Source organism: Flavobacterium sp. (assembly GCF_040402955.1).
GTDB lineage: Bacteria > Bacteroidota > Bacteroidia > Flavobacteriales > Flavobacteriaceae > Flavobacterium.
The window spans coordinates 12,595-37,493 of record NZ_JBBALQ010000005.1 but is presented as its reverse complement, the minus strand read 5'-3'; the positions used below and the strand labels follow the sequence as shown (position 1 = coordinate 37,493).

The 24,899-nt window shown below is 31.9% G+C and carries 20 protein-coding genes, 2 pseudogenes and 1 riboswitch; of the genes and pseudogenes, 18 read left to right on the top strand and 4 right to left on the bottom strand.

Annotated features, from left to right (window positions below; all coding sequences use genetic code 11):
• Positions 1-50: 50 nt before the first annotated feature.
• Positions 51-2,531, bottom strand: coding sequence for a DUF5686 family protein (locus tag ABWP78_RS04065; RefSeq protein WP_353169364.1), 2,481 nt, complete (start codon positions 2,529-2,531; stop codon positions 51-53).
• A gap of 129 nt (positions 2,532-2,660) precedes the next feature.
• A complete protein-coding gene (locus tag ABWP78_RS04060; protein WP_353169361.1) occupies positions 2,661-3,638 on the bottom strand; it encodes a pyruvate dehydrogenase complex E1 component subunit beta in 978 nt (325 codons plus the stop codon).
• 252 nt (positions 3,639-3,890) lie between these two features.
• Here ABWP78_RS04060 and ABWP78_RS04055 point away from each other — a divergent pair, with 252 nt between their 5' ends.
• The 12 genes and pseudogenes from ABWP78_RS04055 to porT all read left to right on the top strand — a co-directional run bounded on the left by ABWP78_RS04055 (position 3,891) and on the right by porT (position 13,382).
• On the top strand, positions 3,891-4,637 hold the full coding sequence (locus ABWP78_RS04055) for an electron transfer flavoprotein subunit beta/FixA family protein (RefSeq protein WP_353169359.1): 747 nt from the start codon (positions 3,891-3,893) through the stop codon (positions 4,635-4,637).
• A 37-nt stretch (positions 4,638-4,674) separates the two neighbouring features.
• Positions 4,675-5,643 (top strand): electron transfer flavoprotein subunit alpha/FixB family protein, encoded by a 969-nt coding sequence (locus tag ABWP78_RS04050; RefSeq protein ID WP_353169357.1) that lies wholly within the window; start codon positions 4,675-4,677, stop codon positions 5,641-5,643.
• A 120-nt stretch (positions 5,644-5,763) separates the two neighbouring features.
• A complete protein-coding gene (locus tag ABWP78_RS04045; RefSeq protein WP_353169354.1) occupies positions 5,764-6,378 on the top strand; it encodes a bifunctional nuclease domain-containing protein in 615 nt (204 codons plus the stop codon).
• 22 nt (positions 6,379-6,400) lie between these two features.
• The gene (locus ABWP78_RS04040) at positions 6,401-7,717 is read left to right on the top strand and encodes a nucleoside permease (RefSeq protein ID WP_353169351.1); all 1,317 of its coding nucleotides are present in this window, start codon (positions 6,401-6,403) and stop codon (positions 7,715-7,717) included.
• Positions 7,718-7,777: 60 nt separating this feature from the next.
• The gene (locus ABWP78_RS04035; RefSeq protein WP_353169348.1) at positions 7,778-8,152 is read left to right on the top strand and encodes a four helix bundle protein; all 375 of its coding nucleotides are present in this window, start codon (positions 7,778-7,780) and stop codon (positions 8,150-8,152) included.
• 30 nt (positions 8,153-8,182) lie between these two features.
• Positions 8,183-9,007 carry a thymidylate synthase gene (locus ABWP78_RS04030; protein ID WP_353169346.1) on the top strand — a complete coding sequence of 275 codons (825 nt, stop codon included), beginning with the start codon at positions 8,183-8,185 and terminating at the stop codon, positions 9,005-9,007.
• A 210-nt stretch (positions 9,008-9,217) separates the two neighbouring features.
• A pseudogene (locus ABWP78_RS04025) lies at positions 9,218-10,060 on the top strand (DNA adenine methylase).
• Positions 10,053-10,784 (top strand): annotated as a pseudogene (locus tag ABWP78_RS04020) (type II restriction enzyme); the annotation flags it as partial. The pseudogenes ABWP78_RS04025 and ABWP78_RS04020, both read left to right, overlap by 8 nt.
• On the top strand, positions 10,770-11,339 hold the full coding sequence (locus ABWP78_RS09800) for a DUF7226 domain-containing protein (RefSeq protein WP_502905458.1): 570 nt from the start codon (positions 10,770-10,772) through the stop codon (positions 11,337-11,339). The pseudogene ABWP78_RS04020 and the gene ABWP78_RS09800, both read left to right, overlap by 15 nt.
• A 63-nt stretch (positions 11,340-11,402) precedes the next feature.
• Entirely contained in the window at positions 11,403-11,897 is a 495-nt protein-coding gene (locus ABWP78_RS04010; RefSeq protein WP_353169338.1) for a dihydrofolate reductase, read from the top strand.
• Positions 11,898-11,948: 51 nt separating this feature from the next.
• Positions 11,949-12,680 carry a bifunctional demethylmenaquinone methyltransferase/2-methoxy-6-polyprenyl-1,4-benzoquinol methylase UbiE gene (ubiE, locus tag ABWP78_RS04005; protein WP_353169336.1) on the top strand — a complete coding sequence of 244 codons (732 nt, stop codon included), beginning with the start codon at positions 11,949-11,951 and terminating at the stop codon, positions 12,678-12,680.
• A gap of 3 nt (positions 12,681-12,683) precedes the next feature.
• A complete protein-coding gene (porT, locus tag ABWP78_RS04000) occupies positions 12,684-13,382 on the top strand; it encodes a type IX secretion/gliding motility protein PorT/SprT (RefSeq protein ID WP_353169334.1) in 699 nt (232 codons plus the stop codon).
• A 32-nt stretch (positions 13,383-13,414) separates the two neighbouring features.
• On the opposite strand, the gene ABWP78_RS03995 is transcribed toward porT, so the two are convergent.
• A complete protein-coding gene (locus ABWP78_RS03995) occupies positions 13,415-14,140 on the bottom strand; it encodes an RNA methyltransferase (protein ID WP_353169332.1) in 726 nt (241 codons plus the stop codon).
• A gap of 14 nt (positions 14,141-14,154) precedes the next feature.
• Between ABWP78_RS03995 and tamL the strand changes: the two genes are divergently transcribed.
• From tamL to accD, 3 genes are all read left to right on the top strand, one after another.
• Positions 14,155-16,725: a translocation and assembly module lipoprotein TamL gene (gene tamL, locus ABWP78_RS03990; RefSeq protein WP_502905456.1), complete on the top strand. Its 2,571-nt coding sequence runs from the start codon at positions 14,155-14,157 to the stop codon at positions 16,723-16,725.
• 70 nt (positions 16,726-16,795) lie between these two features.
• Positions 16,796-17,863 carry a class II fructose-bisphosphate aldolase gene (fbaA, locus tag ABWP78_RS03985; RefSeq protein ID WP_353169328.1) on the top strand — a complete coding sequence of 356 codons (1,068 nt, stop codon included), beginning with the start codon at positions 16,796-16,798 and terminating at the stop codon, positions 17,861-17,863.
• Between the two features lie 72 nt (positions 17,864-17,935).
• Positions 17,936-18,790 (top strand): acetyl-CoA carboxylase, carboxyltransferase subunit beta, encoded by an 855-nt coding sequence (gene accD, locus ABWP78_RS03980; RefSeq protein WP_353169326.1) that lies wholly within the window; start codon positions 17,936-17,938, stop codon positions 18,788-18,790.
• 64 nt (positions 18,791-18,854) lie between these two features.
• On the opposite strand, the gene metK is transcribed toward accD, so the two are convergent.
• Positions 18,855-20,126 (bottom strand): methionine adenosyltransferase, encoded by a 1,272-nt coding sequence (metK, locus tag ABWP78_RS03975; RefSeq protein WP_353169323.1) that lies wholly within the window; start codon positions 20,124-20,126, stop codon positions 18,855-18,857.
• 338 nt (positions 20,127-20,464) lie between these two features.
• Positions 20,465-20,572, top strand: a riboswitch (SAM riboswitch).
• A gap of 105 nt (positions 20,573-20,677) precedes the next feature.
• Here metK and ABWP78_RS03970 point away from each other — a divergent pair.
• From ABWP78_RS03970 to metH, 3 genes are read left to right on the top strand one after another with little or no spacing between them, the layout of a single operon-like run.
• Positions 20,678-21,685, top strand: coding sequence for a homocysteine S-methyltransferase family protein (locus ABWP78_RS03970; RefSeq protein WP_353169321.1), 1,008 nt, complete (start codon positions 20,678-20,680; stop codon positions 21,683-21,685).
• A gap of 3 nt (positions 21,686-21,688) precedes the next feature.
• Positions 21,689-22,198: a hypothetical protein gene (locus ABWP78_RS03965; protein WP_353169319.1), complete on the top strand. Its 510-nt coding sequence runs from the start codon at positions 21,689-21,691 to the stop codon at positions 22,196-22,198.
• A 14-nt stretch (positions 22,199-22,212) separates the two neighbouring features.
• Positions 22,213-24,894 (top strand): methionine synthase, encoded by a 2,682-nt coding sequence (gene metH / locus ABWP78_RS03960; protein ID WP_353169317.1) that lies wholly within the window; start codon positions 22,213-22,215, stop codon positions 24,892-24,894.
• The last annotated feature ends 5 nt before the right edge of the window (positions 24,895-24,899 follow it).

Genomic DNA, 24,899 nt, shown 5'->3' with positions numbered 1-24,899 from the left:
ATTTTGTGGTAATATAAATGTATTAATGAAGTTCCTTTTTACCTTACATTTTAAAAATAAAATCCAAAACCTACCCGTATTGTAAATTTTCTAGCATCTGGAATATTAAAATAGCTTCCTCGCCAAGAGGCATCCACTCGCATTACTTTAAAAATATTACCTATTCCTGCGGAATATTCGTAATAGCCATTTACGGGTGATTGATATATTTGTCCAGAAGCATTTAAAGCTTTATTTTCATTTGATACGGAACCATAAACGGCTTTTACGCCAATAATTTCTCGCCAATTTAATTTTCTAAAAAAAGGGACTCTTGAAAATAATTTTCCGTTGAAATTATGTTCTAAATGTAGTGAGGTATATTGGTCTGCTACAAAATCGTAATAGTTTAATAAATTATAGGTATTATCAATGATAAAATACGACTGATTACCAGGAATAATCCCCATTAAAGATAAAGGAACTGTTCCGAAAGTTTTCCCAACTTCTAAAGTCGAAAATAATCGTCCAAATCCACCAATTAATAATGGTTGACGATAAAAAAGTTGTAATTTAGAATACTTGAAGTCGCTATTTAAAACCCCTTTTAAACCTTGGGAATAACTTACAAATACTTTAGGATAATTTAAATCTACCTGCATTCGATCCACACCATAACCAATCATTTTTCTATTTGGCGTATAATTTACCATGAAATTGACTTCAGATTGAGTTATTTTGTTAGCTGTTTGACTAAAAGTGTCATCTGTAAAATAATCTAGTTTAAAATCTGGAGAGGCAGAGGATAAAGTTCTGTAAGAAAAACTACTTTCGAAAACCAAATTTTTAACAGGCTCTATTTCAAAACCTAAATTGGTTAAATTTACATTGGTTAGTTTATTGTTTGTGCCACTTGAGAAAAAGGAAGAAGAAGCAAAACTTCTCCCTAAAACATCATTAGAAGTGGTTAAGCTTACGCCAATTTGCTCCACATCTCTTCGGTTTCCAACAGATACAATAAATCGATTTTTTTTATCGAGCATCATACTAAAATTGAAGCCATATTTTATTTTTTGGTCTTTAAAACCATAAGCGGTATATCCTTGAATACGCCACGGGTCGTTTGGCCCAAAATACGTTCTTCCTCCTAATCTTATGCGTTGTCCTTCTACGTCATTATATCCAAATGTAGAAAAAATAGGGACAACATCAAATTTTCCAACTTGTATGTAGCCACTTCCTAAAATAGAAATTAAATTATAAAAACGTTTAATTTTTGGAACTGTTTTAAGGGTGTCGAGCATTTCATAAATTCCTTTTTCGTTTGAATTTAAACTTTCAAATCGATTTTCTTCCCAATATTCCTCAGTTTTGGTAAACGCTTCATTATTAAAATTGTTGATTTCTTCACGGTAAAATTTATCGTCTTTTTCTCGATTGAATTCATGATTTTTAAACATGGTTGTTCGTTTTCCGTACATACCATTTGAACCTTCTTTTTTGGTTAAGGCAAAATCCGTCATCATGTGATCCCGTTTCAATAAAAAAACCGAATCGTTAAGTACATCGAATTCTTGTTCAATATAAATATCTCGTACCCAGTTTATATTGGCACTTTTACTGGCTTCCATATTAATACTTTTTATGGCAAAAGTAGAATCGTTTACCCAAAAATCGCCTTTAAAAGTTAATTCGTTTTTTCTTCGCGGATAGTATACAATATTATAGCACCATTTTTTATCAATAAAAGTACTATCGGTTAAAACGTAATTATAAACTTGAATGCCTGTTCTAGATAATGGACTTGTGAAATCTTTATCGAAAAATTTTAAATAATTATTATAAATATCATAATCGGCATATAAATCTTTTAAAAAGACATTTACCCCATCATTATTTGCGTTTCCAAATCCTGAATATTTATTGGCTTCTACAACATCTTTTGTTTTGTTTTTAATGTTGTCACCATATACTTTGCTTTTGGTTTCATTTATAAAAATGGGTAAGAAATTTTTACCTGTAATGGCTGAAGTGTCCACGTGTTGAAAAATAAATTCTACATTTTTGAAGATTTTATTTTTCATAAATGTGCTATCTATAGAATTAATATCAAATTCGATTTTTTCATATTTATCGTATTCATATTGATTAAATTGTCGCAATCCATTTTTCTTTTTTCTTTCCCAAATTTTTCTAAGAATATCTATAGCAGGATTGTTTTTTTTGGATGTTTTTCCGCCATAAATTTTTACTTCCGCAATTTCATTTGAATTTTCTAAAACAATTTTTAAATCGTAATTAAATGTGCCAGAAAGTCCTATTTCTTTATCTTTATAGCCTACAAATGAAACAACTAATATAGGATATGTTTTTTTTGATTCCAGATAAAATTTACCATTTTCGTCTGCAATTACGCCTTCTGCGGAATTTTTAAAAGCAACCGTTGCATAAGAAACAGGTTGTTTTGCGTCGTCTAAAATGAAACCGCTTACTTTTGTTTGGGAAAAAACAAGTGATGAAATTAGAATAATAAGTAGTTGTAGGTACTTCATTTGGGTAATAATTATAAAAAATCCCGAAAAAATCGGGATTCAAATATACTTTATTTTAGAGTAGTAGACAAATTGAAAATTTTATTGTTAAAATAATTAGTATCTAAATAACGAATTATCTAATTACATTTATTTATACATTACTTTTTTAACAGCTTTTACTACATCATTACTATTTGGTAACCATTCTTTTAATAGAGTAGGTGAGTAAGGTGCAGGTGTGTCAGCAGTTGTAATACGTTGAATTGGCGCGTCTAAATAATCGAAAGCACGTTCTTGAACCATATATGTAATTTCTGAAGCAACAGAGGCAAACGGCCAAGCTTCTTCTAAAACGACTAATCTATTTGTTTTTTTGACTGAATTAATAATACAGTCGTAATCCATTGGGCGAACGGTTCTTAAATCGATAATTTCACAAGAAATTCCTGCTGCGGCTAATTCTTCAGCGGCTAAAAATGCTTCTTTGATTATTTTACCAAAAGAAACGATAGTTACATCAGTTCCTTCGCGTTTGATATCTGCTACACCAAGTGGAATAATGTAATCACCTTCAGGTACTTCTCCTTTATCACCATACATTTGTTCTGATTCCATAAAAATAACAGGGTCGTTATCACGAATGGCAGCTTTTAACAAACCTTTTGCGTCATAAACATTACTCGGAACAACTACTTTTAAGCCTGGAGTATTGGCAAACCAGTTTTCAAAAGCTTGTGAGTGTGTTGCGCCTAATTGTCCTGCAGATGCTGTTGGGCCACGAAAAACCATTGGCATAGGAAATTGTCCAGCCGACATTTGACGCATTTTCGCCGCATTATTTATAATTTGATCAATTCCTACTAATGAAAAATTGAATGTCATGTATTCTACAATTGGGCGGCATCCATTCATGGCTGAACCTACTGCAATTCCTGCAAAACCTAATTCAGCAATTGGCGTATCGATTACTCTTTTTGGTCCAAATTCATCAAGCATACCTTTTGAAGCTTTATAGGCTCCATTATATTCTGCAACTTCTTCTCCCATTAAGTACACCGTTTCATCACGACGCATTTCTTCGCTCATTGCTTCACAAATAGCTTCTCTAAACTGTATTGTTCTCATAAAATTAATTCTAAAACTTAGTGAATGGCAAAAATAATAAAATTTAATGACTACTATCATTATTATTCAATATTTTTACTCAATCGATTTCTTTAATAATATCTTATCAAATTCTTAATTTTACTTACTTAAATTCAACAATTCATAAAATTTATTTAATTTTTCAAAAAAAACAATATTTTATATGCGTGCATAATATTTTTTTAAAACATTTTTTGTAATTTCGTACCATCAATATAAATAAGTATAAAAATGAAAATATTAGTTTGCATCAGTCATGTTCCTGATACTACTTCAAAAATTAATTTTGTTAATAACGATACCGAGTTTGATACAAATGGGGTTCAGTATGTTATTAATCCCAATGACGAGTTTGGTTTAACCAAAGCTATAGTTTTAAAAGAGCAAAACGGGGCGCATGTAACCGTTGTTAATGTAGGTGGTGCAGATGCCGAAGCTACATTAAGAAAAGCACTGGCTATTGGTGCAGATGAAGCCATTCGTGTAAATATTCAGCCAAAAGATGGTTTATTTGTTGCAAAACAATTGGCTAACGTGGTGAAGCAAGCTGGGTACGATTTAATTATTGCAGGTACAGAATCTATTGATTATAACGGAGGAATGGTGCCTGGAATGTTAGCCGGATTGTTAGGATTCAATTTCATAAATGCTTGTATTGGAATTGAAATTTCTGGCACTGAAGCTACAACAATTAGAGAAATTGATGGCGGTAAAGAAACAGCCACATCAAGTTTACCTTTAGTTATAGCAGGTAAAAAAGGTTTGGTGGAAGAAAAAGATTTAAGAATTCCAAATATGCGAGGCATTATGACAGCTAGAACAAAAGCGTTAAATGTTATAGAACCTTCTGTAGATGAAAATGCCACGTCTTCAATAAAATTTGAAAAACCACCAGCAAAATCGGCAGTAAAATTAATCAGCGCAGACAATTTAGATGAATTAATTAATTTATTACACAACGAAGCTAAAGTAATTTAAGTGTAAATCGCAAAACGTAAATCGTAAATAAAAAGATATGTCAGTTTTAATATATACAGAATCAAACGAAGGTAAATTCAAAAAAGTAGCTTTTGAAATTGCTTCATACGCTAAAAAAGTAGCTGATATGCTTGGAACAACAGTTACTGCTGTTTCAATTAATGCTACAGAAAATAATGCTTTATCTGCTTACGGAGTGAGTAAAGTGTTAAAAGTAACAAATGATAAATTAACTTCATTTAATGCAAAAGCTTACGCAGATGTAATTAAGCAAGCAGCTGAAAAAGAGGGTGCTAAAGTGGTAATTTTAGCTTCAACTACAGATAGTTTACACATTGCGCCATTGGTGGCTGTTCATTTAAATGCAGGTTTTGCATCAAATGTAATTGAAGCGCCTTTAAGTGTAACTCCATTTCAAGTAAAAAGAAGTGCTTTTTCTAACAAAGCATTTAATTTATCTGAAATTGCAACAGACGTAAAAGTTTTAGGAATTTCTAAAAATTCATTCGGTTTGATTGAAAATGAAACTTCATTAAAAGAAGAAGATTTTTCACCAGCTTTATCTGATGCAGATTTTGGTGTTAAAGTAATCAATTCAGAAAAAACAACAGGTAAAGTAACCATTGCTGATGCTGAAGTTGTGGTGTCTGCAGGACGTGGATTAAAAGGACCAGAAAATTGGGGAATGATTGAAGAATTAGCCACTGTACTTGGTGCAGCAACAGCTTGTTCGAAACCCGTTTCGGATATCGGATGGCGTCCACACGGAGAACACGTAGGGCAAACAGGAAAACCAGTTGCAGCTAATTTATATATTGCTGTTGGAATTTCTGGAGCGATTCAGCATATTGCAGGAATCAATTCCTCTAAAGTTAAAGTAGTTATCAACACGGATGCCGAAGCGCCTTTCTTTAAAGTAGCCGATTATGGTATTGTAGGAGATGCATTTGATGTTGTTCCTAAATTGATTGAAAAATTAAAAGCTTTTAAAGCGGCAAACGCATAAATTTTTTATATATTGTGCCTCCTAAAAAGGCTATCTAAATACGATAGAAATATCCAATTTAGATAGCCTTTTTTTATAGAAAATATTTTATAGTATATTTGAATAAAGTTTAAATACAAAATGAGTTTAGTTAAATTAACCATTAAAGGAATATCGTATAGTCAAACACAAAATGGAGCCTATGCTTTAATTTTGAATGAAGTAGATGGCGACAGACAATTACCAATAGTTATTGGTGCCTTTGAAGCACAATCAATTGCTATTGCTTTAGAAAAAGAAATTACACCACCGCGTCCTTTAACTCACGATTTATTCAAAATCATTGCAGATAAATATGAAATCGTAATTACTCAAGTGATTATTCATAAATTGGTAGACGGTGTTTTTTATTCCAGTATTGTTTGCGAAAAAGAGGCAAAAGAAGAAGTAATCGATGCGAGAACTTCTGATGCAATTGCATTAGCCTTACGATTTAATGCACCTATATTTACCTACAAAAACATATTAGATAAAGCTGGAATTTTCTTAAATAAAAACAAACAAGATTTACATTCAGACGAAGAAATAGATGACGATGATATACTCTCTGAACCTGAAGTTTATGGTGAAGAAGAACCAGAAAACATATATTCAAAATTTTCTATTCAAGAGTTACATAATTTATTAGAAGAAGCCATTCAAAATGAAGATTACGAGAAAGCAGCCCTAATAAAAGCAGAAATCGATAGAAAATAATCACCAACCAAAATACTGCAAAATGAGCATAAAATTAAAATTAACTATTGTAAGTTTTTTACAATTATTTGTATGGGGTGCCTGGTTAACTACTTTGGCAAGTTATGGATTCGGTTTTAAACAATGGTCTGGTGCCGAATTTGGTATTGTATTTTCAACATTAGGAATCGGCTCTATTATTATGCCACCAATTTCTGGAATTATCGCAGATAAATATTTAAATTTAGAAAAATTATACGGCATACACCATATTTTATATGGTATCATTTTACTTTTTTTACCAGCCATTGATAGCCCATCTACTTTCTTTTGGGTATTACTAATAGGAATGCTGTTTTATATGCCAACGTTGTCGTTGTCTAACTCGCTTTCTTACGCGGTTCTTAAAAAATTTAATTTTAATGTTATTAAAGATTATCCGCCTATTCGAGTTTGGGGAACTATCGGTTTTATTGCAGCTATGTGGTGTACTAATCTTTTTAGTAATGTAAATCCGCCTTTTTCTTTCGGGATTGGAGTAGGAAAAGCGATTGCTTCTATAACCAATATGCCAGTAGAATGTAATCAGTTTTATATGGCGTCTTTTTTCGCAATTGTATTGGGAATTTTTTCTTTCACTTTACCAAAAATTGAACCAATAAAAGATGAAAGTAAAAACAAAACAGTCTCTCAAATTTTCGGTTTAGATGCGTTTAAATTGTTTAAAGAATCTAAAATGGCTATGTTTTTTATCTTTAGTATGTTTTTAGGTGCCGCTTTACAATTAACCAATATGTATGGCGAAACCTATATTAAAGATTTTGAAAACGTACCAAAATATGCAGAAACCTTTGTAGTAAAATCTGCAAATATTGTTTTGTCAATTTCTCAAATTTCTGAAACCATATTTATTTTAGCCATTCCGTTTTTCTTACGACGATATGGAATCAAAAAAGTAATGCTCTTCAGTTTAATTGCTTGGGTATTGCGTTTTGGATTTTTCGCTTATGGCGATCCAATTGGAAGTTTATGGATGATAATTATGTCGAATATCGTGTACGGATTGGCGTTTGACTTCTTCAATATTTCAGGTTCACTTTTCGTGGAAACCACAACCGATTCTAAAATTCGTTCCTCTGCACAAGGATTATTTATGATGATGACCAACGGTTTCGGAGCGATCTTAGGAAGTTTAGGAAGTGGATTTTTAATAGACACTTATTTTACAACTGCGACAGGAAAAGACTGGCACAACATTTGGCTAACATTTGCAGTTTATGCTTTAATAATAACTATTGCTTTTGCTGTATTATTTAAGCACGAACACAATCCAAAAGACGTAGAGGCTTTTAATCATTAATTGGGTAAAAGGTTAAGGGTTTTTGGTAAAAGGTTTTAAAAGATAATTTTTTATTTCAGAATGAGAAATTTTAGAGAATTAGATATTTGGAAAGAGAGTAGATTGCTTGTGGCTGCTACTTATATGATTATGAGGCAAATGCCAGACGATGAAAAGTTTGGATTGACTTCACAAATAAAACGTTCTGTAATTTCTATTCCATCTAATATTGCCGAAGGATGTGCTAAAAGTTCAGATAAAGATTTATGCAGATTTTTAGAAATTAGCTTAGGTTCTTGTTTTGAATTAGAAACCCAATTAATGTTATGTTCAGATATAAATTATTTAGATGAAAACATAGTTTCAAAACAAATTGAATCCATTCAAATACTTGAAAAAAGAATTGCCTCTTTTTTATCTTATTTAAAAAATAAACCGAATACCAAAAATCCTTAACCCTATACCCAACACCTTAAACCCATATAAATGAGACAATATCACGATTTAGTAAAACACGTTTTAGCAAACGGAACTCAAAAAGGCGACCGAACAGGAACAGGAACCATTAGTGTTTTTGGTTACCAAATGCGATTTGATTTAAGTGAAGGTTTTCCGTTGGTAACTACTAAAAAGTTACATTTAAAATCAATTATTCACGAATTGCTTTGGTTTTTAAAAGGCGAAACCAATATTGCGTATTTACAAGAAAATGGCGTGAAAATTTGGGATGCTTGGGCAGATGAAAATGGAAATTTAGGACCTGTGTATGGGCACCAATGGAGAAATTGGAATAGTGAAGAAATCGATCAAATTACCGAATTAATCGAAACCTTAAAAACCAATCCGAATAGCCGTAGAATGTTAATTTCGGCTTGGAATCCTTCTGTTTTACCAGATACTACCGTTTCGTTTTCAGAAAATGTGGCGAATGGAAAAGCAGCTTTACCGCCTTGTCACGCGTTTTTTCAGTTTTATGTTTCTGATGGGAAATTATCTTGTCAGTTGTACCAACGTAGTGCCGATATTTTCTTAGGCGTACCGTTTAATATTGCTTCGTATGCCTTATTTACGATGATGGTAGCCCAAGTTTGTGGGTTACAAGCGGGCGAATTCATACACACTTTTGGTGACGCACATATTTACAACAATCACATAGAACAAGTGAATTTACAATTGAGCCGTGAACCAAGAAAATTACCAATTATGAAATTGAACCCAAATGTAACCAACATTTTCGATTTCACTTTTGACGATTTCACCTTGGAAGGCTACGACCCACACGAGCATATCAAAGGAGCTGTTTCGGTATAAAAAAAATATCAAACACATAATAATTGAGCAAAGCTATTTGAAAATAGGAGGATATGCTCAACTAAATAACAAAAAACTGAGTATATAAACGATTTAGGCGATAGCTTATCTAAACATTCTGCATAAGAAAAGTACATTTTTAAATTTGGACAATACTATTTAAAATTCATATCTTGCAGACTGAAAATTAAAGCAAGAAAGAGCAATAAAATGGCTAAAACGAACAAACTAGTAGCACCGTTTTTAAAATGGGTTGGCGGCAAAAGACAACTTATGCCATCAATTCTTCAGCATTTGCCTGCAAATATTCAAAATTACAATTATGTTGAGCCTTTCGTTGGTGGCGGAGCTGTATTATTTCATCTAAACCCTAAAAATGCAATTATTAACGACTTCAATAAGGAACTTATTAATGTTTATGAGGTAATTAAAAATAATCTTGAGGAACTTATAGAAGATTTAAAAGTTCACGAAAACAATGCTGACTATTTTTACGAACTTCGTGGTTTAGACAGAACTGAAAAATTTTAAAATTTAACTTTAGTTCAAAGAGCATCAAGAATAATTTACCTGAATAAAACTTGTTTTAATGGACTTTACAGAGTAAATAATGCTGGAGAATTTAATTCACCGTTTGGGCGTTATAAAAATCCTAACATCGTTAATGAGCCAACTTTAAAAGCTGTAAATAAATATTTGAATTCTAATAATATTATAATTAAAAGTGGCGATTATTCAGAAGTTCTAAAGGAAGTAAATGAAAATTCATTCGTGTATTTAGATCCTCCATATCATCCAATTTCTGAAAGCTCAAATTTTACTGGTTATGTTCAAGGCGGTTGGAATATGTATGATCAAGTTGATTTAAGAAAAGCTTGTGATGAACTAAATGAAAAAGGTGTAAAATTTTTACTTTCTAATTCTTCAGCTGAATTTATAAAAGACCAATATAAAGATTATAAAATAAGTATTGTAAAAGCAAATCGAGCTATTAATTCAAATGGTGCTGATCGTGGTGAAATCGACGAAGTATTAATACGAAATTATGAGTAAATCTAAAAATGATATAGCTTGGGAGAAAATATTTGAAAAATACAAAATCATTGATAATGTATTAAATAATGGTCATTCAATAATTTCTTCAACAAACATAAATGAATTTAGAGAAGCAAGATTAATGACTAAATTTGATCATAAATCACAACTTCCAAAATTATTTGCTGAGAACAATTTATCAATTCTTCCAACTTCAAGAGGCGGTTATGTAATCGGAACTTTTGAAACTTTTAGTGATTTTAATATTGACGATGTTGCTATAACTCCAATAGAATTTCCAACATTTTTAGAGAGTTTAGATTATCGAGATATAACAAGTGAAGCAACGGCTATTAACTGTGCTTTTGTTTCCAAAATACTTCACGATTTTACAGAAGAAGATAGTTTGTTGCCAACTGTTAGTGGAAGAATGAGTTCTTCTTCATTTGATTTTAACATTAATTCAGGCAATGGGTTATTCAATGTAAATGTTGGTAATTCACAAATAGAAATTGATGGCGGCTATGAAGGAGACAATTCTTTAAATTTAATTGAAGCCAAAAATTATATTTCGGATGATTTTCTTGTTCGACAACTTTAGTACCCATATAAACTTTGGAGTGGAAAAATACACAAACAAGTTCGACCAATATTTCTAACTTATACAAATGGAATATTCCATTTAAGAGAGTATGCTTTTACAAACATAAATCATTATAACTCATTAATTTTAGTAAAGCATAAAAAATATGTTGTTCAAGATGGTGCTATTAATATTGAAATAATTCAAGAAATTCTTGACAAAACTAAAATAGTCAAAGAACCTGAAATTCCATTCCCACAAGCTGATAGTTTTGAAAGAGTAATAAATCTTTGTGAGCTTCTTAAACAAAAAGATTTCATCACAAAAGAAGAAATAACTCAAAGTTATGACTTTGATGCGAGACAAACTGACTATTATTCTAATGCTGGAAAGTATTTAGGACTTTTAGAAACTGGAAAAGATAGTTTATCTGGTCAAATTGGTTGCTACTTAACACCAAAAGGAAAACAAGTTTTTAGTATAAACCTTATCGACAGACAAAAGGAATTTATGAAAATTATTGTTTCTCATTCAGCTTTTAAGCAGACTTTGAAACTTTATTTTGAAAATGGAGAGATGCCAACTAAAGAAAATATTGTTGAAATAATGAAAAAATCTAAACTACACAAAGTAGGTTCTGATTCAACTTATTTCAGAAGAGCATCAACAATAACAGGCTGGATAAATTGGATTATGAATCAAATAGAAGAATAAAAAAGCCGAATGCACAACAGGCGTTTGGCAAAATCACTACCTTAGCACTTTAAATTTTCAACTATGCTAACACTTATCGCCGCAACATCTACAAATAATGCTTTGGGAAAAGACAACCAATTGGTTTGGCATTTACCAGACGATTTTAAACGTTTTAAAGCGCTAACTTCCGAGCATTATATCATTATGGGAAGAAAAACCTTTGAAAGTTTTCCAAAACCATTACCGAACAGAACGCACGTAATTATAACTCGTCAAAGTGATTATATAGCACCAGAAGGATGTATTGTGGTTTCAAGTTTAGAAGAAGCTATAGAAGCGTGTCCAAAAAATGAAGAAATTTTTATAATTGGCGGTGGCGAAATTTATAAACAATCTATCGATATGGCTGATAAAGTCGACCTTACTCGCGTGCATACTTCCGTAGAAGCCGATACGTTTTTCCCAGAAATTAATCCAGAACAATGGGAACTCGTTTTTGAAGAACACCATCCAAAAGATGAAAAACATGCGTTTGATTTTACGTTTCATACTTTTATCAAAGCAAATCGTAATTAGTAAATCGTAATTCATAATTTTGAATTACTTTTGTACTTCAAAAAAACAATCATGTCTGAAAGCATAAAACCTTATCAAGATTCCGAAAAAGGTAAGAAAGAGCAAGTGGCTCAAATGTTTGATACCATTTCCGAAAATTATGATGGATTAAATAAAATAATTTCTTTAGGAACAGATGCTACCTGGAAAAAGAAGATTCTACAAATGGTAAAACTTCAACACCCAACGTCGATTCTTGATATTGCTACTGGTACAGGAGATTTAGCTATATTATTTGCAGAAACCACGGCTACAGAAATTATCGGTTTAGATATTTCACAGGGTATGCTTGATATGGGTAAGAAAAAAATTTTAGAGAAAAACTTAGATTCAAAAATTCAAATGGTTTTAGGTGATGGAGAAAAAATCCCCTACACGGATAATTATTTTGATGTAATCACCGTGGCATACGGTGTAAGAAATTTCGAAAATCTTGAAAAAGGACTTTCTGAAATACTTCGTGTATTGAAACCAAATGGCACTTTTATTATTTTAGAAACGTCTGTGCCTACTACATTTCCTTTTAAACAAGGGTATTATGTGTATACCAATTTTATTATGCCAACCATTGGAAAACTGTTTTCTAAAGATAAAGCCGCTTATACCTATTTGTCTAATTCTGCACAAAATTTCCCTTTTGGCGAGGCGTTAAACAATATTTTACGAAAAATTGGGTTTATAGAGGTAAAGCACGAACCTCAAACTATGGGTGTGGCTACAATTTATAAAGCATCAAAAAAGTAAAAAATGCAAGTTAGATATCTTATTTTTATTGTATTATTCGCACTGAAATCTTTCGCTCAGGGCGGTACCTTTGGTAAAAATCCAATTATAAATGATGAAAATTTTGAGAAGAAAAAAATTCACTTTGGATATTATTTAGGATTTAGCAGTTATACTTATCAATTTAATTATAAAACGGTTGGAAAAGATATTGAGTTGAAGCCAGCTACTGGTTTTAATGTTGGTTTGGTAGTCAATTTAAGATTAAGAGAATTTTTCGATTTACGTTTCGAACCTGGTTTTTATGCCACGCAACGTAATTTAATTTACCCAAATATTGAAGACCGTGTTGATAAATTAAGAGAAGTAAAAGCAGCCAATTTACATTTCCCATTATTGTTAAAATATTCCGCATTACGAACTGGAAATGTACGTCCATATTTACTTGGAGGTGTATCTTCTACTTTAAATTTAGGAAGTAACGAAAAAGCCACAGACGATAATTCCGCAAATAGATTCCGAGTAAAAACTTGGACGCAAAATTACGAAGTAGGTTTTGGTTTGGATTTATATTTAGAATACTTTAAATTTTCTCCATCCATCCGTGGTGTTTTTGGAACGGGTGATGAATTAATTCGCGATGTGGATCCAAATTCTCCTTGGACAGGAAATATTAAATCGATGCAAACCAGAGCGGTATTTGTAAACTTTACATTTCATTAAGCAGATAGTCGTAAAGTCAAAAAGTTGATTTTTTATTCACTTCGTTTAAATTCCGATAAAAATATGGCGGTGGCTGTAGCTACGTTTAAACTTTCGGTTTGCTGTAAATTTCCAAATCTTGGAATCGCAATTTTTTGAGTAACTAATTGTTCTATTTCCGAAGAAATACCATTGGCTTCATTACCCATCACAATAATTCCTTTAGATGGTAACTTAGTTTTGTAAATGTTTTTTCCATCCATAAATGTTCCAAAAATTTCCTTATCAGTGGCTTTCAAATAAGCGACTAAATTGGTGTATTCTATTTGCACTCTGGCTAAACTTCCCATAGTAGCTTGTACTACTTTTGGATTATACATATCAACGGTTTCTTCAGAACAAACAATTTTTGAAATTCCAAACCAATCACATAATCTTATAATCGTACCCATATTACCTGGGTCTTTTATGTTGTCTAAAGCCAATTCTAATCCAGAAGTTGGTTTGAAAGCGGTTTCTTTTATTTCAAAAACAGCCAAACAATCATTTGCGGTAGTTAATGCGGTTATTTTTTTAAGTTCATTATCTGAAATAAGTGTTGCAGCAGGGTTGGTGTCAAACAAATCGGCTTTGGTTACAAATAAATACGCCAAGCTAAATTGCGCATCTAAAAGTTCTTGAATTACTTTTTTCCCTTCTGCTATGAAAAGATTGTGTAACTTACGGTACTTTTTTTGTTGTAAACTATTAATTAGTTTAATTTGGTTTTTGCTAACCATAAAAAATTGTATTTTTGATAAAAATTAAGCGTTTGAAGAATCTCACTCCAAAAATAGCACTATTTTTTCTTTTTGGACTACTTTTTTACTCTTGTTCTGAAGTGAGAAAGCTCCAAAAGAAACAATTGCTTATTGAAGATAACGAAATTATAGTAAATAACAAATCTACTAACTCAGAAGATTTGCACAATCAATTGTACCAAAAACCCAATAGTAAGTTATTGGGATTTAAACCCCGTTTGCAGTTGTATAATTTGAGTAAAAAAAATGCCGATTCGTCTTATCAAGCTTGGTTGCTAAAAAAACCAAACCGATTAGAAAGAATGACAAAATTGTATTCTAAAAAGCAAGTAAATCGTTTGGGTAAATCGTTTTTGGTTTCTGGATATAGTGATTTTTTTAAGGAAGTAGGGGAAGCACCTTCTATTTTGGATACAGCAAGAGTTAGAAAATCGGAAATTAGATTGCAATCGTACCAATTTAATAGAGGATTTTTTGATGTGAAAGTAGCATCTAAAATCGATTCGTTAAAAAATAAAAAAGTAAAAGTTACGTATCAAATAAATACCGGAAAACCGTATGTAATTGATAGTATTTTTAGAAATATTGAAACGCCTATTGTCGATTCATTATATCAAAATATTTCTGGAAATTCGTTAATAAAAACAGGAGAAACGTATACTGCCGAAAATATTAGCAACGAGAAAAAACGAATTGCCACAGAATTTAGAAACAGAGGATTGTATCATTTTCAAGAAAATTATATTAAACGTCCTGATGTGGATACAATCGGTAAAGCTAATAAATTGAACATTACGTTTAATATTGGAAATAGGGTAGTAAAAAGAGGCGATTCTACTTTTACCGAACCATTTAAGTTATATAAAATTAGTAAAGTCAATGTTTTTACGGATAAACAAGTAAAAGAGAAAGCTATCGGAATTGATAGTATTTCGTACAAAAAATTTAATTTCTACAGTTCTGGGAAACTAAAATATAAACCTAAAGCATTAGTAAATGCTATTTTTATTGAAGAAGGAAAACTATTTAGTGATCAAGATAAAACACTAACTACAAGAGCATTATCTAATTTAAGAGTATTTGCGTATCCTCGAATTCAATATGTAGAAGACGCTACTGGAAACGGATTAATTGCAAATATTATATTAACACCATTAAAAAAATATAATTTCAATATTAAAGGCGATTTTACACAATCAAACATTCAGTTGTTTGGTATTTCTGGATTTACAGGAATTACATTTAGAAATTTATTTAAAGGTGCCGAAATTTTAGATTTTTCGTTGCGAGGCAATTTGGGTTCCTCTAGAGATGCCAGCATAAAAAATAGTACGGATGCTTTTTTTAATATACTTGAATATGGTGCTGATGTAAAATTAAGTTTTCCAAGAATTTTCTTCCCTATAAATATGAATAAAATTATTAGTAAAGAATCGTTACCAAGTACTTCTATTACCTTAGGTTTATCAAAACAAACAAATATTGGTTTGGATAAAGAAAATTATTACGGAAGTTTTTATTACGATTGGGGGTTAAATAAAGATGAAACTAAAAAGTTTAAATTGGATTTATTTAACTTACAATTTGTTAAAAATTTAAATATTGATAATTATTTTAACGTGTATAATTATTCATACAATACGTTAAATAATTTAGCACAAACGTATAATACAAATGCTGCATTTGAAGATGACGCTGGAAATTTGACTTTTTCTGGAGCGGTAGATTTTATTAATGAAGTAAAAAGTGGTGGCATTAACGTAGCTGATGAAACGGATTTTAAAACCATCAACTCCATTGGAGAAAGAAGAAAAAGATTGATTGAAAACAATTTAATTTTATCATCAAGTTTTTCTTATAATTTAAGTACCAAAAGAAGCGTTAATGATGTTCAGTTTTATAATATTAAAGCTAAAATTGAAAGTTCAGGAAATATTTTAAATGTAATTGCAAAGCAAAAAAAAGAAGCCTTAAATAGTAACGACAATCAAACTGTTTTTGGTGTAGAATATGCGCAATATCTTAAAACGGAATTTGAATACATCAAACACTTACAGTTATATAAGAAAAGTTCCTTAGCATTTAGATTTTTTGGAGGAGTGGCTGTTCCTCATGGAAATTCAAATTCGGTGCCTTTTTCAAGAAGTTATTTTGCAGGTGGAAGTAATGATAATAGAGGATGGCAAGCCTATTCATTGGGACCAGGGTCAAGTTTAAGTGTAAATGACTTTAATGAAGCCAATTTAAAACTTTCTCTAAATTTAGAATACCGATTTAATATTTTTAATAGTTTAAATGGAGCTTTATTTACCGATGCAGGAAATATTTGGAATGTTTCAGATAACGTAGAAGATGAAAAATTAAAATTTAAAGGAACAAAATCTTTTCAAGAGGTTGCTTTAGGTACTGGTTTTGGACTTAGATATGATTTTGGTTTCTTTGTTATTCGTGGCGATTTAGGTTTCAAAGCTTACAATCCTGCTAAAGAATATTCGCAAAGATGGTTGAAAGATATGAACTTTTCTAAAACTGTTTTTAATATAGGTATCAATTATCCTTTTTAAAATTAATAAAATTCTTACTTTTGTAAATTCAAAAAAACAACATAAATAAATTATCAATAAATAAAAACGTATGAGTCATAATATCAAACCTGGAGTGGCCACTGGAAATCAAGTTCAAGAAATTTTTAATTACGCGAAAGAAAAAGGATTTGCTTTACCAGCTGTAAACGTTACAGGAAGTAGTACAATAAATGGAGTTTTAGAAACAGCAGCAAAATTAAATGCACCTGTAATTATTCAGTTTTCAAACGGAGGCGGTCAGTTTAACGCTGGAAAAGGAATGTCAAATGTTGGTGAAAAAGCAGCTATTTTAGGATCTATTGCTGGTGCAAAACACGTACATACTTTAGCTGAAGCTTATGGCGCAACCGTAATTTTACATACAGATCATTGTGCAAAAAAATTATTACCTTGGATTGATGGTTTATTAGATGCTTCTGAAAAACATTTTTCAGAAACAGGAAAACCATTATATTCTTCTCATATGATTGATTTATCTGAAGAACCAATTGAAGAAAACATTGAACTTTGCAAGCAATATTTAGCAAGAATGAGTAAAATGGATATGACATTAGAAATTGAACTTGGCATTACAGGTGGAGAAGAAGATGGAGTAGATAATTCGGATGTTGATAGTTCTAAATTGTACACACAACCAGAAGAAGTTTCTTATGCGTACGAAGAGTTAATGAAAATTAGTCCACGTTTTACTATCGCGGCTTCTTTCGGAAATGTTCACGGTGTGTATAAGCCAGGAAACGTAAAATTAACACCAAAAATTTTAAAAAACTCTCAAGAATATGTTCAAAATAAATTCAACACAGGAGCTAATCCAGTTGATTTTGTTTTCCACGGAGGTTCAGGTTCTACGATTGAAGAAATTAGAGAAGCCATTTCATATGGTGTAATCAAAATGAATATTGATACCGATTTACAATTTGCTTTTACAGAAGGAATTAGAGATTATATGACGTCTAAAATCGACTATTTAAAAACACAAATTGGTAGCCCAGAAGGAAGCGACAGTCCAAATAAAAAACATTACGACCCAAGAAAATGGATTCGTGAAGGAGAAGTTACTTTCAATACAAGATTAGAACAGGCTTTCGCCGATTTAAATAACGTAAATACTTTATAATTAACAATTGATAATTGAAAATTGATAATTATTTGATTGTCAATTTTCAATTGTCCATTATCCATTAAAACTATGGCTTGGTTTAAAAGAAAAGAAAAAGGAATTACAACTGCAACTGAAGACAAAAAAGATGTACCAAAAGGTTTATGGTACAAATCGCCAACAGGAAAAATTGTAGATTCAGATGAATTAGAAAGAAACTTATGGGTAAGCCCAGAAGACGATTATCATGTAAGAATTGGTAGTGCTGAATATTTTAGAATTTTATTTGATGATAATGAGTTTAAAGAATTAGATGCCAATTTAACTTCTGTAGATTCATTGAAATTCGTTGACACAAAAAAATATAGCGACCGTTTAAAAGAAGTTACCGAAAAAACAAAGCTAAAAGACGCAGTAAGAACAGGAGTAGGAAAATCTAAAGGAAATGACATAGTTGTTTGTTGTATGGATTTTGCTTTTATTGGTGGTTCAATGGGTGCTGTTGTTGGTGAAAAAATTTCCAGAGGAATTAATTATGCTATCAATAATAAATTACCATTTGTAATGATTTCAAAATCAGGTGGTGCTCGTATGATGGAAGCGGCGCAATCTTTAATGCAATTGGCTAAAACGTCTTCAAAATTAGCACAATTAGCAGAAGCAAAATTACCGTATATTTCATTATGTACTGACCCTACAACAGGAGGAACTACTGCTTCATACGCTATGCTTGGAGATATTAATATTGCGGAGCCAGGTGCTTTAATTGCTTTTGCAGGACCGCGTGTAGTTAGAGACACCACAGGAAAAGATTTGCCAGAAGGATTTCAAACCTCTGAATTTTTATTAGAACACGGTTTCTTAGATTTTATTTCACACAGAAAAGAATTAAAAGATAAAATTAATTTATATATAGATTTAATCTTAAATCAAGATATTAGATAAAAACAAAAACCCGATTTTCAAATGAAAATCGGGTTTTTTTATTCTGGCTTTAGAAAATAAAATATTAAATTCCAAAAGCAGTTTTAATATCTGCTACACGGTCTAATTTTTCCCAAGTAAATAATTCAACTTCTACTGTTTTTACAACACCATCTGGTGATTTAAACGTTTTTGTTACTACTTCATTTTTACGTCCCATATGTCCGTAAGCAGCAGTTTCACTATAAATTGGCGTTCTTAATTTTAAATTTTGCTCAATAGCATAAGGTCTTAAATCAAACAATTGTGCTACTTTATCTGAAATTTGAGAATCTAATAAACCATTTTTAGCTGTTCCGTATGTGTTTACATAAATGTTACAAGGTTTTGCAACACCAATGGCATAAGAAACTTGAACTAAAACCTCGCTTGCCACACCAGCAGCAACCAAGTTTTTAGCAATATGACGTGCAGCATAAGCAGCACTTCTGTCAACCTTACTTGGATCTTTACCTGAGAAAGCCCCACCACCGTGAGCACCTTTTCCGCCATAAGTATCCACGATAATTTTTCTACCTGTTAATCCAGTATCTCCGTGTGGTCCTCCGATTACAAATTTTCCAGTTGGGTTAATGTGGTATTCAATTTTATCATTAAATAAATGAGCATATTGAGGATATTTAGCTAAAATTCTTGGAATTAAGATGTCAATAATATCTTTCTTGATTTTTGCAAGCATAGAAGTTTCTTCATCAAAATCATCGTGTTGTGTAGAAACTACTATAGAGTCAATTCTAACTGGAACATTATCATCATTGTATTCTAATGTAACTTGAGATTTTGCATCTGGACGTAAATAAGTAATGGCTGAATTTTCTCTTCTTAATTCTGCTAATTCTTGTAATAATTTGTGTGCTAAATCTAATGCTAATGGCATTAAATCTACAGTTTCGTTTGTAGCATAACCAAACATAATTCCTTGGTCACCCGCACCTTGTGCATTGGCTTTTGATTCAAAATCTGTAGCTGCAGCTCTATCAACTCCTCTATTAATGTCATCAGATTGATCATGAATCGCAGATAAAACCCCACAAGAGTTGGCCTCAAACATATATTCGCTTTTTGTGTAGCCAATCTTTCTAATTACATCACGCGCAATAGATTGAACATCTAGATAGGTATTAGATTTTACCTCACCAGCCAAAATCACTTGCCCTGTAGTTACTAAAGTTTCACAAGCCACTTTTGAAGTTGGGTCAAATGCTAAAAAATTATCAATTAATGCATCACTAATTTGATCTGCAATTTTATCTGGATGTCCTTCGCTCACAGATTCCGACGTAAATAAATATGCCATAATTATAAAAATAAGTGTATAATAATTAACGAAAAAATTGCAAGGAAATACTAAAGTAGGGAAGATGCTGCTTTAGCATTTTTTTACGAGGTTGCAATCAGTTCAAATTTTTCCTCTTTAATTCTGCTGCAAAGTTATAAAATCAATTTGATTTTTAAATCATAAATTGTAATTTAAATTTTATTTTCAATATCAAACCTTATTTATAGATTAATTTTCCTAATATGATTATATTTAATGAAAAATAAACTGAATTTAGGTCTCAAAAAATTAAATTTTAGATAATATTTCTTTTTTCGTTTTTTTTATTACCTTTGCACTGTTCATAAACATACTGATTGTTATCACGAAAGGTGGAGGGATTAGACCCTTTGAAACCTTAGCAACCCTACACTTGTAGAAGGTGCTACATTCTATTCCGAATTTTTGTCGGAAACAGATAACTAGAAAATTTTACATTTTTCGCTGATATCAATTTTTAAGTTTAGATTCTTGCCCTTTCATTTTTTTGAAATCGTCAAGGTTTTTTAAAGTAAATAATATCGTTGAAAATGTCAAATTCACAAGAAACACAACAAATTAAAAGTAACATAAAGCAAGCCATAACCGAAAGAATTTTAGTTCTTGACGGTGCTATGGGTACGATGTTGCAACGCAATAAATTTGAAGAAGAAGATTTTCGAGGGGAACGATTCAAAGAGTTTCCTCATCCATTGAAAGGAAACAACGATTTACTTTCCATTACGCAACCAGAAGCAGTGAAAGAAGTCCATCGTTTGTATTTTCAGGCGGGTGCAGATATTTTAGAAACCAATACGTTTTCTGGTACAACAATTGGTATGGCCGATTATCATATGGAAGATTTGGTGTACGAATTAAATTACCAATCCGCAAAAATTGCAAGAGAAGTGGCTGATGAATTTACAGATAAACCTCGTTTTGTGGCAGGATCCATCGGACCAACTAACAGAACGGCTTCTATGTCGCCAGATGTAAATGATCCTGGCTATCGTGCCGTAACTTTTGACGATTTACGAATCGCCTACAAACAACAAGTTGAAGCTTTAATTGATGGTGGTTCGGATGTGCTTTTGGTTGAAACGATTTTCGATACTTTAAACGCAAAAGCGGCACTTTTCGCTATTGAAGAAGTAAAAGAAGATCGAAACATTGATATTCCAATTATGGTTTCAGGAACTATTACAGATGCTTCTGGAAGAACTTTATCAGGACAAACCGTCGAAGCTTTTTTGATTTCGATTTCTCACATTCCGTTATTGAGTATTGGATTTAATTGTGCCTTGGGAGCCGATCAGTTAAAACCTTATTTAAAACGTTTGGCACATCATACGCAGTTAAATATTTCGGCACATCCAAATGCGGGTTTGCCAAATGCCTTCGGAGAATATGACCAAACACCAATGGAGATGCAAGCTCTAATTAGGGAATATTTACAAGACAATTTAATAAATATTATTGGAGGTTGCTGCGGTACAACTCCAGAACACATTAAATTAATAGCAGAAGTTGCAGCAGAATTTAAACCAAGAAAAATTTAATATATGAAAAATTTAATAGCATTAATTTTTAGTATTGTTTTTAGTACTTTAGTTAGTTGTTCATCTACTGACAATTGTACAAAAACAATTACTATTCCAAGTAGAAATATAATTACACCAACTGGTTCAGCTTATATTCCCGAATCACAATTATTAGTTCCATGCGATTATGTGGCAACTCCAATTCAAGAGCAAGCGCCATTACAAAACTTTAGTTATGAAGTATTAAATTTCACTTTTATCCCCGATACAGGAAATAATACTAATAGGTTGAAATTTGATATCAAACTTAATAATCCAAATAATTTTGTGATTAAAGGTTTTCCTTATTTTACAGTTAATACTGACGGTCTTGTGTCTTCTTCAGGTTTTATAAATGGAGCAACTTCTACTTGTACTGAAATAAATCCTAACTCTAGTTGTATTTTTTCTTACGACAAACAAGCATCTCTTAATTTAGGTATTATTCAATCCATTCAGTTAGTTAATGTTAAGTATTATTTGACAGAGTAGACAAAAATAAAAATATGAATAGATCAAATAAAATAAATTTACAACTTTCAGGATTAGAACCGCTCTTTATTAATGAAGAATCTGTTTTTGTGAATGTTGGTGAACGAACCAATGTAACAGGTTCTCGTAAATTTCTTCGTTTAATTAAAGAAGAAAAATACGACGAGGCGCTTTCGGTTGCTAGAGAACAAGTAGAAGGTGGCGCTCAAATTATCGACATAAATATGGATGAAGGAATGTTAGATGGCGTTTATGCTATGACAAAATTCCTAAATTTAATTGCTGCCGAACCAGATATTGCTCGTGTTCCTGTAATGATAGATAGTTCGAAATGGGAAATTATCGAAGCAGGTTTAAAAGTCGTACAAGGAAAAGCGGTCGTAAATTCAATTTCTCTAAAAGAAGGCGAAGCGGTTTTTATTCATCACGCCAAGTTAATTAAACGCTATGGTGCGGCTGTAATTGTAATGGCTTTTGATGAAGTCGGACAAGCAGATAATTACCAAAGAAGAATTGAAATTTGTAAAAGAAGTTACGATATATTAGTAAACCAAGTTGGTTTTCCTGCCGAAGACATCATTTTTGATCCGAATATTTTTCCAGTAGCAACTGGAATGGACGAGCATAAATTAAACGCTTTAGATTTTTTCCAAGCAACAAAGTGGATTCGTGAAAATTTACCTTATGCCAATATTTCTGGCGGCGTAAGTAACGTTTCATTCTCCTTTCGTGGAAACGATAAAGTCCGTGAAGCGATGCATTCCGCTTTTCTATATCACGCCATTCAAAATGGGATGACTATGGGGATTGTCAATCCAGAAATGTTAGAAATTTACGATGAGATTGATAAGGTTTTATTAGAACACGTGGAAGATGTTTTGTTAAATAGAAGAGAAGATGCTACCGAACGATTATTAGATTTAGCCGAAAGTTTTAAAGGCGATTTTAAGATAAATGAAAAAGCAATAGCCGAATGGCGAAATGGTTCAGTTCAAGAACGATTAATGTATTCGTTAGTAAAAGGATTTGATGAATTTATTGAAATTGATGTAGAGGAAGCCAGATTAACCGCCAATAAAGCCATTGAAGTGATTGAAATCAGTTTAATGAATGGAATGAACGTGGTTGGCGATTTATTCGGTAGCGGAAAAATGTTTTTACCTCAAGTGGTAAAATCAGCACGAGTTATGAAAAAAGCTGTGGCGTATTTATTACCATTTATTGAAGAGGAAAAAGATTCAACCGCTTCGTCTTCTGCTGGAAAAGTATTAATGGCAACCGTTAAAGGTGATGTTCACGATATCGGAAAAAACATTGTTTCAGTAGTTTTAGCGTGTAATAATTTTGAAATTATCGATTTAGGCGTTATGGTTCCGCCAGAAAAAATTATTGATGCCGCCATTAAAGAAAATGTAGATATCATCGGTCTAAGCGGATTAATTACACCTTCTTTAGACGAAATGGTGTATTTGGCCAAAGAAATGGATAAGTTAAACATCAAAATTCCAGTGATGATTGGTGGTGCAACCACTTCACGCGCACATACAGCTGTGAAAATTGCTCCAGAATATGCTGCAACTGTAGTACACGTTAATGATGCTTCAAGAGCAGTAACTGTTGCTTCGAATTTATTAAATACGGATACAAAAATGTCGTATTCAGTTGCCTTACGCGAGGAGTACGATGCCTTACGTGAAGGTTATTTAAATAGAGCAAGAGAGAAAAATTTCTTAACGATTGAAGCAGCTCGTAAAAATAAATTAAAGATAGATTGGAACAATTACGAAGCTATAAAACCTAATTTTATTGGAACGAAAACAGTTGAGGTAGCATTATCAGATTTAGTCGATTTTATCGATTGGACACCGTTTTTTCAATCTTGGGAATTATATGGAAAATATCCTGCAATATTAACTGATGAGGTAGTGGGCGAACAAGCATCAGATTTGTTTAAAGATGCACAAAATATGTTATCAAAAATTGTCTCTGAAAAATGGTTTACAGCTAAAGGAATTTTAGGAATTTTTCCCGCCAACACCATAAATGATGATGATATTGAGATCAGCCCCCCAACCCCCGAAGGGGGAGATGTTTTCCTAACTTTACGCCAACAAAATTCTAAAACTGCTGGAGCCCCTAACATCGCTTTGGCCGATTTTATTGCTCCAAAAGAAATTGGCGTTCAGGATTATATGGGTTGTTTTTGTGTTACAACTGGTTTTGGCGTAGATGAGAAAGCAACAGAATTTGAAAAACAATTAGATGATTATAATGCCATTTTAACCAAAGCTTTAGGTGATAGATTAGCAGAAGCTTTCGCAGAATATTTACATTTAAAAGTTCGAAAAGAAATTTGGGGATACGCTTCTGAGGAACAACTTTCAAATCAAGAATTAATTAAAGAAAATTACAAAGGAATTCGTCCAGCACCAGGATATCCTGCTTGTCCAGACCATTTAGAAAAGCCAACCATTTGGAACATTTTAAACGTGGAGGAAAATATTGGTGTGAAATTAACTGAAAGTATGGCAATGTGGCCAGCTTCTTCCGTATCTGGATACTATTTTGCTCATCCAGAAAGTAAGTATTTTGGGTTAGGAAAAATAAAATCAGACCAAGTAGCAGATTACGCAAAAAGAAGAAATATATCAATAGAAACAGCAACTAAATGGTTAGCACCTAATATTGCAGATTAAAAATA